The organism is Kocuria sp. (genome assembly GCF_030536815.1).
In the GTDB taxonomy this organism is placed as follows: domain Bacteria; phylum Actinomycetota; class Actinomycetes; order Actinomycetales; family Micrococcaceae; genus Kocuria; species Kocuria gwangalliensis.
The window spans coordinates 1-12,141 of record NZ_JAUNPE010000071.1; the positions used below are offsets into that span (position 1 = coordinate 1).

At 66.6% G+C, this 12,141-nt stretch carries 14 protein-coding genes; 9 read left to right on the forward strand and 5 right to left on the reverse strand.

The features are described from left to right. Positions 1-596: alkaline phosphatase family protein (locus Q4E95_RS07975; RefSeq protein ID WP_303382794.1), on the forward strand; the 596-nt coding region annotated here is incomplete at its 5' end. 8 nt (positions 597-604) lie between these two features. Here the strand turns inward: Q4E95_RS07975 and Q4E95_RS07980 are convergent. Beyond that, positions 605-1,204, reverse strand: a complete 600-nt coding sequence (locus Q4E95_RS07980; RefSeq protein WP_303382795.1) for a hypothetical protein — start codon at positions 1,202-1,204, stop codon at positions 605-607. Between the two features lie 130 nt (positions 1,205-1,334). Beyond that, the gene (gene sepH / locus Q4E95_RS07985; RefSeq protein ID WP_303382796.1) at positions 1,335-2,654 is read right to left on the reverse strand and encodes a septation protein SepH; all 1,320 of its coding nucleotides are present in this window, start codon (positions 2,652-2,654) and stop codon (positions 1,335-1,337) included. Positions 2,655-2,986: 332 nt separating this feature from the next. Between sepH and Q4E95_RS07990 the strand changes: the two genes are divergently transcribed. Continuing rightward, a complete protein-coding gene (locus Q4E95_RS07990; protein WP_095798898.1) occupies positions 2,987-3,286 on the forward strand; it encodes a DUF4193 domain-containing protein in 300 nt (99 codons plus the stop codon). A 68-nt stretch (positions 3,287-3,354) separates the two neighbouring features. Here Q4E95_RS07990 and Q4E95_RS07995 read toward each other — a convergent pair whose 3' ends face one another. Beyond that, entirely contained in the window at positions 3,355-3,879 is a 525-nt protein-coding gene (locus tag Q4E95_RS07995) for a DUF3093 domain-containing protein (protein WP_303382797.1), read from the reverse strand. Between the two features lie 81 nt (positions 3,880-3,960). Here Q4E95_RS07995 and dut point away from each other — a divergent pair, with 81 nt between their 5' ends. The 4 genes from dut to Q4E95_RS08015 are packed head-to-tail and all read left to right on the forward strand — an operon-like array spanning position 3,961 to position 6,331. Then, complete coding sequence (gene dut / locus Q4E95_RS08000; protein WP_303382798.1) at positions 3,961-4,422, forward strand: dUTP diphosphatase; 462 nt, start codon at positions 3,961-3,963, stop codon at positions 4,420-4,422. Positions 4,423-4,471: 49 nt separating this feature from the next. Beyond that, positions 4,472-5,230 carry a DUF3710 domain-containing protein gene (locus Q4E95_RS08005; RefSeq protein ID WP_303382799.1) on the forward strand — a complete coding sequence of 253 codons (759 nt, stop codon included), beginning with the start codon at positions 4,472-4,474 and terminating at the stop codon, positions 5,228-5,230. A gap of 4 nt (positions 5,231-5,234) precedes the next feature. Then, a complete protein-coding gene (locus Q4E95_RS08010; RefSeq protein WP_303382800.1) occupies positions 5,235-5,609 on the forward strand; it encodes a hypothetical protein in 375 nt (124 codons plus the stop codon). Beyond that, complete coding sequence (locus Q4E95_RS08015; protein ID WP_303382801.1) at positions 5,606-6,331, forward strand: DUF3159 domain-containing protein; 726 nt, start codon at positions 5,606-5,608, stop codon at positions 6,329-6,331. The genes Q4E95_RS08010 and Q4E95_RS08015 overlap by 4 nt, the downstream gene beginning before the upstream one ends. Here Q4E95_RS08015 and Q4E95_RS08020 read toward each other — a convergent pair. Both Q4E95_RS08020 and Q4E95_RS08025 read right to left on the reverse strand, forming a co-directional pair. Beyond that, entirely contained in the window at positions 6,243-6,995 is a 753-nt protein-coding gene (locus tag Q4E95_RS08020; protein WP_303382802.1) for a TrkA family potassium uptake protein, read from the reverse strand. The genes Q4E95_RS08015 and Q4E95_RS08020 overlap by 89 nt on opposite strands. Beyond that, positions 6,992-7,720, reverse strand: coding sequence for a TrkA family potassium uptake protein (locus Q4E95_RS08025; protein ID WP_303382803.1), 729 nt, complete (start codon positions 7,718-7,720; stop codon positions 6,992-6,994). The genes Q4E95_RS08020 and Q4E95_RS08025 overlap by 4 nt, the downstream gene beginning before the upstream one ends. A gap of 64 nt (positions 7,721-7,784) precedes the next feature. Here Q4E95_RS08025 and Q4E95_RS08030 point away from each other — a divergent pair, with 64 nt between their 5' ends. The 3 genes from Q4E95_RS08030 to Q4E95_RS08040 all read left to right on the forward strand — a co-directional run. Beyond that, the gene (locus tag Q4E95_RS08030) at positions 7,785-9,758 is read left to right on the forward strand and encodes an APC family permease (protein WP_303382804.1); all 1,974 of its coding nucleotides are present in this window, start codon (positions 7,785-7,787) and stop codon (positions 9,756-9,758) included. Then, a complete protein-coding gene (locus tag Q4E95_RS08035; RefSeq protein WP_303382805.1) occupies positions 9,755-11,176 on the forward strand; it encodes a class I SAM-dependent RNA methyltransferase in 1,422 nt (473 codons plus the stop codon). Before Q4E95_RS08030 ends, Q4E95_RS08035 begins: the two co-directional genes overlap by 4 nt. Before the next feature lie 133 nt (positions 11,177-11,309). Beyond that, on the forward strand, positions 11,310-12,141 hold an 832-nt coding region (locus Q4E95_RS08040; RefSeq protein ID WP_303382806.1), incomplete at its 3' end, for an aconitase family protein.

The following is a 12,141-nucleotide window of genomic DNA, read 5'->3' on the forward strand; positions in this document are numbered from 1 at the left end:
CTCGCACCGCAGCGGTCCTCGACGAGTTGCGCGAGGGCAAACGAGCGCTGGTCTACTTCTATTGGGACGAGCTGGACAAAGTCGGCCACGCCAAGGGCTGGCGTTCCGAAACCTGGCTGAAGGCCCTTGAGGAGCTGGACTCCGCCATCAAGCGGCTCGTCCAGAAGCTGCCACCCAACACGCGTGTCGTCCTCACGGCCGACCACGGGATGGTCGACGTCGCGGCCGAACACCGCTTTGATGCCAGCGCGGTCCCCGGCCTGCTGGACGGCGTGCGCCACACCGCGGGAGAACCCCGAGCCGTGCAACTGCATGCCCACCCGGACACGGATCCCGTGCACATAGCGGCGCGCTGGCAGGAACACTACGGCGACACCGTGTGGGCGGTGACCCGTGAGGATCTCACGGCCGGGGGGTATTTCGGACCGGATCCGGATCCCGTCATGCTGGAACGCGCGGGGCACGTGTGGGTCCTCGGTAAGGAACCGGTGGCCATTTACGATGTCTCCCGCCAGGGCGCCAAGCCGCTCACCATGGTGGGTCAGCACGGTTCCCTCACACCCGCGGAGCGTCTGATTCCCGCCCTGCTGTGGTGACCGCGTCGTTACTTGCTGGCCGTGGGTTTCGGCGCCGGTTTACCACCGTTGGCGGGAGCCTTAGGCGTGGCCGGCGGTTTGGGCGCGGGCGCCTTGGACGTCGCCGCTGGCTTGGGCGCCTGCGTCGGCGCTGAGGTCGGCTTGGCTGACGTGGTCGGCTGTTTCGTGGGTGCCGTGGTCGGCGTCTTGGTGGGTTCGGGCTTCTTGGTCGGCACCGGGGCCTTCGTCGGCTGCGGCTGCGGCACCGGAGCGGGCGGCGGAACAGGAACGACCGGGGGTGCCACGGGCGGTGGCACGTACTCCTGCACCGGGGCGGTCTCGACCGGGGTGAGGGAGGGCGTGCGGGTCGGGGTGACACTGGGCGACGGGGTCGGCGATTCGGATTCGGTCGCGAAATCGGCCGGTTCCTGATCGTCTTGGGAGTTGGACAGCCCGGTGACCGCCAGCGCCCCGACACCCACCAGTACGAGGAGAGCGGCCAACCCGAGTACGAGCGGCGCCAAAAAACGCCGGAACCGCCCGCCGTCGTTGGGATCGGCGGAACCTGCGGTAGTTTCCGCAACCGGTTCGTCGGCACCAAACAAGTCGTCCTGGATGGAATTACCCATGCAATGCGTCCCTCGAATCCATGAATTGCCAGAGCAAAGCTGGACCGCTTTCTCCCCTTAGCCCAATCTGCCTTAGTGACTTTAGCGTGTCCGCGGTCGTTCTGCAGTCCCCGGACGGTGGCCCCGTGCCTCAGTTCGAATTGGAACCGAACACAATCTCATCCCAGCTGGGCACCGAGGAACGCTTGGCCTTACCGGTCCGGCCGCGCGGCCCGGGGGCTCGCTGGGGCGGTTCGGTGGGCTCGACGGGGGTTTGTTCCTGGTCGACCTCTGAGTCCTGGGCCACGGCGTTGTCCCCGGTGTGGGTTTCGTTCGGGGGGTTGCCGTCCGGCGCGGTTTCGTCCTGGGGCTCGAGAGTGGCCACCGATTCCGCAAGGTTGTTCGCAACGCTGAGCTGCGGGCCCCGGCCGGCCGTCACGGCCTCGGGCAGCGATGTGGACGCCGCCTGGTCCGGTTCTTCCACCGGGGCTTCGGGACTTTCGGGCGCGGCCGTGGAATCGTCCACGATCTCGATACCGGCGTCTTCTTCGAGCGCCCGATCCTCAGCCACGCGCGCGGCGGCGGGCTGGATGGGCTGATCGAACAACGGTGAGTCCTCGGGTGCGCCAATGGGTCGGGGCCGGTTGTCCACGTGTCCCATTCCACGCCCCAGGATCTCGGCCAGCCGATCGTCCTCGTCCGTGTCGGAGCCCAAACGGCGGCCACGGCGCGCCTGCAGCACGTCCAGCAGCTCGTCGGCCTGGCTGGCCTCTCGCTGGAGCTGTTCCACGCGGGCGTCAGGGGCCGGATGGTGGGTGACTGTCGGTGCGGGCACACCCAGGGGCCCGGACTCAGGCGGTTCTTGACCGAGGGCCGTGGCCCACTCGTTCACGGGTCGCACCGTTTGATTAGCGGGGTTGTAGGTCCATTCCGCGGGACCGTTGGTGTCATGGGGGGCCTGATCGCGGTCCGAGACACTGAACGTCAATTGCAGGTTCCAGAGCTGATCCTCGCGCTGCCACGCGTCCCAGTCGAGGGAACTCACGGCCACACCCGTGTCCTGCGCGCGGTGGTGCACGGTCTGCTCGAGTGTTCGCGGTTCGCCCTCGAACACGGAACGGTAACCGTCATGTGACGGGCTGGTGCCGGTCACCTTGACCTTGAGAGCCTCCCGCACCATGTGCCCGCGCTCGGCCAGGATGGGCCATTCGTAGCGCTTGACGCGCTCGGGTTCCCAGCCGGACTCCGCAACGATGTCTTCAACGCTGGCGCCGGCCCGGAACCGAGCTTGGATGTCGCGGGGACCGAACTGCCCGCCGACACGGCCGCGCGCGGGAGTCTTCTTCCGCGCGTGCTGCACCGCTTGCCGTAACTGCTGATCGATCTTCAGCGAGTAACGCTGTGAATCGGTGGTTTCCACGATCAGGTGTTCGCCGTCTTCGTGTACACCCACCAGGTGCAACTGGTCCATGCTGTCCTTCCTTTACCAGCGGGAAGTAATGCTGTCAGAGAAATTCCCACCGCTCATGTCGTGCCAGTCTAGTGGTTCAACCGCGGCCACCGAACCGGTTTACCCCCGTACTCCCGCATTTCCCGCGGCAGTCCGTGGACGGTTCATCCATGGCGGGCTGGGGGAGTCATTCCCGGTGTGACATCGTGCAACGAGTAGTCGATGCCTCGGGCTGGATTTTTCCCGGTCGATGGTGAACAATCTACGCGACACGGACCCGGCGTTTTTCCCAGAAAGCCGGGGTATTAACACCCACAGCGATCTCGCTGAGACCGGTTGGAGCGGATTTACACATGGCCACAGATTACGACGCGCCGCGTAAGCAGGACGAAGACCTCAAGGAAGACTCGATCGAGGAGTTGCAGTCTCGTCGATCGGATCAGCAGTCCGGCAGCGTCGACGAGGATGAAGCAGCAGCCGCGGAAAGCTTTGAGCTTCCCGGCGCCGATCTTTCCAACGAAGAGCTCTCCGTTGTGGTGCTGCCCGCTCAGGAGGACGAATTCACGTGCGGCTCGTGCTTCCTGGTGCGTCACCGTTCCCAGCTCGCCGAAGAGCGCGACGGGGTGAAGTTCTGCTTCGAGTGCATGGGCTGATCCACGGCTGCTGAACACAGATTTCGGGCGGTCACCACTACGGTGACCGCCCGAATTGTTTCGGTGCGTTACTGCGCATCAGGGCCGCGATCGGCATTGATCGCGCGAGCCAGTTCCTCGGGGTGGCGGGTGGCGGTGAGCCAGTACGGGGTGGGATCCACGGGGTCCACGATCTGGATCCGGCACATGTCAGGGACGGAGACCCGGAAGTTCATGAACGCGCGGCCGTCCAATTCGGGACCGCGGGCCACGCGTGCGGCCTCACCACGCAGGGCCTGGGCCTCTCCGACAAAGCGTCGCTCGATGTGTGCCCGGCCCACGCGCACGTCGTGGTCCGTGACCACGATCCGGGGTGAGCCGAGATAAAGGATCAACGCAATGAAGACCATGACCACCACGGCCGCAATGATGCCCACGGCCATGTTGATGGGGGCGAGAGCGATGAACGTTGCCGCTCCCACGAACAGGATCACGAGCCACATCCACCACGCGACGGTGAGTCGCTCCTGGTAGGCCACCACGGGTTCCATCGTCGGGTGGTCGGGGGTGGCCGGTTCGGAGGCCGTTGTGGCGTGGGGTTCGTGAGAGGTCATGAGTCCACTTTCCCACAGCTTGCTAGGAGTCTTCCACGTCAGCACAACCACCCAAGGTGCGCCGCGTTAGAGTGGTGGATTGTGACTGAAGTAGCCGTTAACCACACCGTGACCGTGGCCCTCAAGATGTTGGATCCCGAGCTGGCGCCCCCCTCGTACGCAACCCTCGGAGACGCGGGCGCCGACCTGCGGGCCCGGCGCGAGACCGTTCTGGAGCCGGGACAACGGGCGCTGGTGGACACCGGGGTGGCCCTGGCGATCCCCCACGGGTACGTGGGCCTGGTTCACCCCAGGTCGGGGCTCGCGGCCAAACACGGACTGACCGTTGTCAACGCCCCGGGCACCGTGGACAGCGGCTACCGCGGTGAGCTCAAGGTGTGTTTACTCAACACCGACCGATCGGCCACCTACACGGTGAGCCGCGGTGAGCGGATTGCCCAGCTCGTGATCCAGCGAGTGGAGACGGCCCTCTTCGACCCCGTGGCCGACCTGCCCGAGAGCGAACGCGGCGCGGGAGGCTTCGGTTCCTCCGGAACCCACTAGATCCCGGCCACTGATTCACAACGACCCGCAGACAATCAACGGAGCACACATGTTCGGACGAAAGAAGCGCAGCAAGGACGCTCAGGCGGACAACAGCGCCGTCGCCAAGACTGACCTGCCAGAGACCCCCGGGACACCCGAGGAGGACACGGGGGCGGCCTCCGACCCCCGCGCCCTGGGCCCGCGGGACGAGTCCGAGTTGACGGGCGAGCGCGAGGACTACATCGATCTGGGGTGCATCCTCCTCAAACCCGTGGCCGGTGTGGCCGTGCGCATGGATCTGGAGGAAAAATCACAGCGACCGCGTGCCTTGAACGTCGATTACAAGGACGGCTCGGTTCAACTCCAGGCGTTCTCCGCGCCCAAGAGCAGCGGACTGTGGGACGATGTCCGCCGCGAATTGGTGGAAGGCCTGCGCCGCGACCGCGGACAGGCCACCGTGAGCGAAGGCCCGCTGGGGCTGCAGGTCAATGCCAAATTCTCCGCGACCACGGCCTCGGGCCAACCCGGCTACCGGCTGGCACGCTTCGTCGGCATCGACGGGCCGCGCTGGTTCCTGCGCGCGGTGTACACGGGCGGTGCCGCCATGCCGTCCACGACCGCCGAGGTGCTCGACGACGTCGTGCGATCGCTGGTGATCGTGCGCGGGCATGATCCGATGCCCCCGCGCGACCTGTTGCAGTTCAAGGTTCCGGAGAACGCAACACCGCAGAACGCCGAGGGCCGGACCCCCGAGCAGCCCGTGCGGGATCCGCAGCCGCCGGCGAGCGCACCGCGTCGCGGTCCAGAGATCACCGAAATCGGCTGATCCGGTGGCCACAACGCACGTCACCGGGGCCATCGACGTCGTCGGCGAGCGCGGTGCCGCCGCGCGGGATCTCGACCCGGCGGCAGCGTCGCAGCGTCGTCGGGTCATGGTCGAGGGCGAGGTCACCGAGGTCACGTTCTCGCCCGCCACGCAGTCGCCGCGCTACCGGGCGGTGCTGCATGTCCAGGGCCGGTCCGGGCACCGAGCGGCTCGGGAAGATTCCTACGTCGCGTTGCTCTGGCACGGTCAGCGCAGTGTTCCCGGCATCATGGCCGGAACCAGGTTGCGGTGCGTGGCCGTGGTGTCGTTCACCGATTCGGTACCGACCATGTACAACCCCCGTTACGAGATCATCACGCCCAAAAGGATCAGCCGGTGAGCCACACGACACCCCCGTACCCCTCAGCACCGGATGGCCAGGAACCTCCCGAGGGGAGCAGGCGGCCCCAGTCCATGGAGCAGGCCATGGGGGACTACGCCAAGCGCGCGGGTCTGCGCCGTGATGAACACGGTCAGCTGGACGTGCTGCACGCCGTGGGCGGCTGGCGCGGGTTGCTCGAGGCGATACTGCCGGGTCTGATTTTCCTGGTCGTGTTCTTGCTGACCCAGCAATTGGTCATCGCGCTGGTTGCCTCCCTGGCCACCGCTTCGCTGTTCGCGGTGGTGAGACTGGCCCAGCGGCAGTCACTGATGCAGTCGATCACCGGGCTGATCGGCGTGGCCGTGTGTGCCCTGTTCGCCCGGGCCGGCGGTCAAGCCCTGGACTACTACGTGCCGGGGTTCTTCATCAACATTGCCTGGTTCATCGGCCTGTCGATCTCGGCGGCGGTCGGCTGGCCGCTGCTGGGTGTCTTCTTCGGTTACGTTCGCGGGGAGGGTATGGACTGGCGCAAGGATCGGCAGCGGCGCAGCGCGTATCAGCGCGCCACCCTGCTGCTGATCGGGATGTTCGCGGCGCGGTTGCTCGTGCAGGTACCCCTGTATTTCGCGGAGAACGTCGCTGCGCTGGGCGTCACCCGCCTGGTGATGGGTGTTCCCTTGTATGCGTTGGTGCTGTGGCTCGGGTGGATGTTGACCCGGCCGGTTCGGTCTCGTCGGTGATGGCCCGGGCCGTGGTGAACATGGCCCGCAGCTGATCTTCCCCCTCCGCGGTGGAAATGAAGAACAATTCGTCCGAGCCCTCCAGAACATCGTCCCCGGAGGGTGTGATCGGTATTCCGTCCCGCAGGATGGCCACCAGGGCGACCTCGAGGGGCCACGGCACGTGGGACACCATGGTGGCCACCACCGGATGTTCCCGGGGCACCGTGTAGGCGGACAGTGTTGCACCCCCGGTCTGCAGACTCAGCAACCGCACCACGTCCCCCACTTCCACGGCCTCCTCCACGAGCGCGGTCATGAGGCGGGGAGTGGACACCGCAACGTCAACGCCCCACGCGTCGTCGAACAGCCATTCGTTCTTGGGGTTGTTGACCCGCCCCACGGTCCGGGGCACCCCGAACTCGCTGCGCGCCAGGAGCGAGACGACCAGGTTCGCCTTGTCGTCTCCGGTGGCGGCCACCACGACATCCGCGTCTTCCGTCTTGGCACGTTGGAGCACGTCCAAGTCGCAGGCGTCCCCGACGACCCACTGGGTGCCGCGCAAATTGGAACGGCCGATCACGTCCGACGTCGCATCGATCACCACGATCTCGTGGCCGTGGGACACCAATTCGCGAGCGATCGATGAGCCCACGGATCCGCCGCCCACAATGATGACCTTCATGACCGCTCCCGCCCGTGACCGCGTTCCTCGGTGGCCGCCAGAGCCACCGCCTCCAAGACCTCGTCCGAGGGCGGCCGGGACAGGATCCGGGCCACGTTCTCGACATCTTCCACGCGCATCATGGCGTGCACAATATCCCCCTGCTGGTAACTGGAATCGGTGGCGGGCAGAATTCCCTCTCCGAAGCGCGTCACGAAGGCCACCCGCACACCGGAGGCCTCCTCGATGCGATCCAGGTGCAAACCCGACCAGGATTCGTGCAGGGGAAGCTCTCCCAGCTGCAACCGTCCGGAGACCTCCCGGAAATCTCCGGTGATCGCGTGCTCCGGCAGGATCCGCCGCAGCACCTGGTCCGAACTCCACCGTACGGAGGCCACCGTGGGGATTCCCAAGCGTTGGTAGAACTCCGCGCGGCTGGGGTCGTAAATGCGGGCCACCACGTGTTTGACCTTGAACGTCTCCCGGGCCACGCGGGCCGCAATGATGTTCGAGTTGTCACCGCTGGACACCGCCGCGAACGCGTAGGCCTCTTCAATACCCGCCCGGCGCAGTACGTCCCGGTCGAAACCGTGGCCGGTGACCTTCTTACCGCCGAAGGACGGTCGTAGTTTACGAAAGGCCCGATCGTCCTGATCGATGACCGCCACGGTGTGGCCGGAATCCTCAAGGGCGTGCGCAATGGAGATCCCCACGCGGCCGACACCCATGATCACAAAATGCGCCATGTCGCACAGCATAATTCTCCGCGCTTCGGGACAAGACCCCCGCGAGGTACTAGCGTGTTGAACCGTGCACCTGTCCCAACTTGCTCGCCGCGTCCTCGTGGGCAAACCACTCCACAACGAACGCGCCGGCGGAACCCTGCTCCGCAACCGCGCGGCACTACCCGTGTTCGCATCCGACGCGCTGTCCTCCGTGGCCTACGCGCCGGACGAAATCGTATTGACCCTGGCGCTCGCGGGCACCGCGGCCATTGCCGTCTCACCCTGGGTGGGAGTCGTGGTTCTCGTGGTGTTGATCGTGTTGATCACCGCCTACCGGCAGAACGTGCGGGCCTACCCGTCCGGCGGAGCGGATTTCGAGATCGCGTCCAAGAACCTCGGCCGGCCCTCCGGTGCCATGGTGGGTGCGGCGCTGTTGGTGGATTACACCCTGGTGGTGGCCGTGTCCATGTCCGCCGCGGCCCAGTACGTGGCCTCAGCGGTGCCGTGGTTCGTGGGTCAGCAGGTTTTCGTGGCCCTCGCGGGTATCGCGGTGGTCGGGCTGCTCAACCTGCGCGGGCTGCAATTCATGGGGCGCGCCTCGACCGTACCCACGTACGCCTTTGTGGCGGTGGTGCTCCTGCTCATCGCTGCGGGGCTGGTACAGCACCTGACGGGCACACTGGACCGAGCGCCGTCGGCGGACTACCAGGTGCTGCCCGCCGCCGGCATGGACGCCGGGCTGGTGGGCCTGGCCGGGGCGGTGCTGGTGCTGCGTGCGTTCTCCTCGGGTGCGGTGGCGGTGACCGGTGTGGAGACCATCACCAATTCCGTGCCCTACTTCCGTAAACCCAAAGCCCTCAACGCGGCCCGCACCCTGGGCTACCTCGGTGCCCTGTCCACGGCGTTGCTGCTGGGCGTGTTGTATCTCACCCGTGAAACCCGGGCGGTCGTGGTCATGAACGCGGATGAGCAGTTACTGATCGACGGCCAGCGCCCGGGGGAAGGCTTCTTCCAGGTGCCGATCCTCGGCCAACTGGCCCAGACCATTGCCGGCGAGAACTCCGTGTGGTTCTTCGTGCTGGTGGCCGTCACGGTGGGCGTGCTGTTCATGGCCGCCAACACGGCGTTCTCGGGTTTCCCCACCTTGGCCTCGCGGCTGGCCAGCGCCGCGCTGCTACCGCGCCAGTTGCAATCGCGCGGGGATCGTTTCGCCTTCACCAACGGAATCGTGCTGCTCTCGATCGTCGCGGCGCTGTTCACCGCGATCTTCGATGCGAACGTCAACAGCCTGATCCAGCTCTACGTGGTGGGGGCGTTCTTCGCGTTCACCCTCACCCAGGCGGGCATGGTGCGACATTGGGCGCGCGTGCGACGGACCCGCACCTCAAAGGTCACCACCCGGCAACTGGCCATGCGGCAGTCCGTGGCCGTGGTGGCCCTGATTTTCTGCGCTGCCGTGTTCTTGGTGGTGCTGGCCACCAAGCTCACGCAGGGGGCCTGGCTGACCATTGTGGCCATTGCCCTGCTCACACTGTGGATGCGGGTGATCGGCCATCATTACGCCTCGGTGGACCGCGAACTCGAGGTGGATCCCGAGTCCCCGGTCCGTGCGCTGCCCTCCCGCGTGCATGCCCTGATCGTGGTGACCTCGGTTCGCAAGCCCGTGGTTCGCGCCCTGACCTACGCCCGGGCCTCCCGGCCGGCCACGTTGGAGGCGGTGCTGGTGGACACCGATCGTGCCCGGACCGAGGACGTCCTGCGGCAATGGCAACGGCTGGAGTTCCCGGTCCCCATCACTGTGCTGGCCTCCCCGTACCGTGACAGCATCGGACCCGTGATCTCCCACGTGCGCAGCATCCGCAAGAAATCACCGCGAGACTTGGTGATCGTCTACTTGCCCGAATATGTTGTGGGGCGCGGCTGGGAGCGGTTCTTGCACAACCAGGCCATCCGGCCGCTCAAGGCTCGACTGCACTTCGAACGGGGCGTCATGATCGCCTCCGTTCCCTGGCACCTGGAATCGGTGCGCGAACTACGACTCACGGAGAATCAAGGATGACCGAAGACCACCCCGACACCCCCGATCAGCTGACACTCCGACTCACCGCCGTGGCTCACGGTGGGCACATGGTGTCACGTTCGCCGGACGGTCGTGTGGTGTTCGTGCGTCACGGTGCGCCCGGGGAACTCGTGCGCGTGCGCCTCACCGACCACGGCGAGGACGCCAAATTCTGGCGCGGTGACGTGATCGAGGTGCTGGAATCCTCCGAGGACCGCAGAACCCATCACCCGTGGGCCGCCGCGGATGCCCTACGTGCCGCTCGGGACGAACGAGCGCCCGTGGGCGGGGCAGAATTCGGTCACCTCACGCTGGGCGGGCAACGAGAACTCAAACGGGCCGTGGTGGCCGAGCAACTCGAGCATCTGGCCGGAATCGACTGGCACGGCCAGGTTGCCGCGGTGGCCGACGAATCCCCTGATGGCACCGGGTGGCGCACTCGCCTGCACCTGGACGTGTCCGCGGACGGCACCGCGGGCATGTACCCCCACAGGTCCCATGACCTGGTGGCGATCACGGACATGCCGCTGGCCACGGACGCCATCAGCGCCCGCGCACCCTGGGAGCTGTCCGTACCGGGTGCCGCGCGCCTGGACATTGCCGCACCGGCAGACGGGGGCCGGCCGCTGCTGCACGTGGGTCTGCTTGCGCGTCAGGACCCCGAGACGCTGACCGATCTGCGGGGCCGGCTCGCGAGCTGGGGGAGCGACCACGGGGTGTCGGTCACCGCGCAGTCCCCGGAGGATCGCGAGATCCAGACGTGGTCCGGCGAATCCCTGGTGCGGGAAACTCTCGAGGTGCCCGGTGGCGATCCACTCACGTGGCGCGTCAGCCCCACGGGGTTCTGGCAGATTCACCGGGCCGCCCCGCGCACCCTGGTCGACGCGGTGCTGGCGGCAGCTCGGATCGAGTCGGGGGAGACGGTGTGGGACCTCTACAGCGGAGCCGGATTGTTCACTGCCGCGGCTGCCGGCGTGGTGGGTCCTCAGGGCCGGGTCTTCGCGGTGGAGGGCTCGCCCGTGACGTCCGCGGATGCGCGAGAAAACCTGGCCGAGCGGGAGAACGTCCGCGTCACGCGCGGGGACGTGGCGCGGGTGCTCACGGGACGTGACCCCGCACGACGCCGCCACGGGTCCTCGCGCGGGCAACAGCGGCCCGCGGTGCGCGCGCCCCGGCCGGACGTGGTCATTCTCGATCCACCGCGCGCCGGAGCGGGCAAGGAAGTACTCGCGGCGATCGACGGCGCCGACCCCCACACAGTGGTCTACGTTGCGTGTGATCCCGCGGCACTGGGTCGTGACCTCGGCCGGTTGTCGCGCCGCGGTTGGAAGGCGACCGACGTGAAGGCGTTCGACCTGTACCCGAACACCCACCATGTGGAGGCGGTGGCTGTGTTGCGGCGCAATGACGCGTCCTGAGGTGAATCTCCCGGTCAGGGTAAGTGGCACAGGCTACACTGGGAGGTGACCGTTCGTGCGCGCCCGGTGCGTTTCATGCGCCCCGTTGACGGCCGCGAACGCATTCAAACGGTGGCGAGAGGAGTTCCACACCATGACTGTGGACAGCTTTGGAGCCAAAGGCGTACTCAACGTCGGCGGCACCGACTATGAAATTTTCCGACTCAATGCACTAGAGGGGGCCACGAAACTCCCTTACAGCTTGAAGATTCTGCTCGAGAACCTGTTGCGCACCGAAGACGGTGCGAACGTGACCGAGAAGCACATTGAGGCCCTGGCCAGCTGGGATCCCGAGGCCCAGCCCGACACGGAGATTCAGTTCACCCCTGCCCGTGTCATCATGCAGGACTTCACCGGCGTTCCCTGCATCGTGGACCTTGCCACAATGCGTGAGGCCGTGGCGGAACTCGGCGGTGATCCGTCCCGGGTCAACCCGCTGGCTCCGGCCGAGTTGGTCATTGACCACTCCGTGCAGATTGACGCGTTCGGTTCCGTGGACGCCATCGAGCGCAACATGGATATCGAGTACCAGCGCAACGGCGAGCGGTACCAGTTCCTACGCTGGGGTCAGACCGCATTCAACGACTTCAAGGTCGTACCCCCGGGCATGGGTATCGTGCACCAGGTCAACATCGAGAACCTGGCACGCGTGGTCATGACCCGCGAGGTGGACGGCACCGTTCGCGCGTACCCGGACACCTGCGTGGGCACCGACTCGCACACCACCATGGAAAACGGCATCGGCGTCCTGGGTTGGGGTGTCGGCGGCATCGAGGCCGAGGCAGCCATGCTGGGCCAGCCGATTTCCATGTTGATCCCGCGCGTTGTGGGCTTCAAGCTCACCGGCGAGATCCCCTCCGGCGCCACCGCAACCGACGTGGTGCTGACCATCACCGAGATGCTGCGTGAGCACGGTGTGGTGGGCA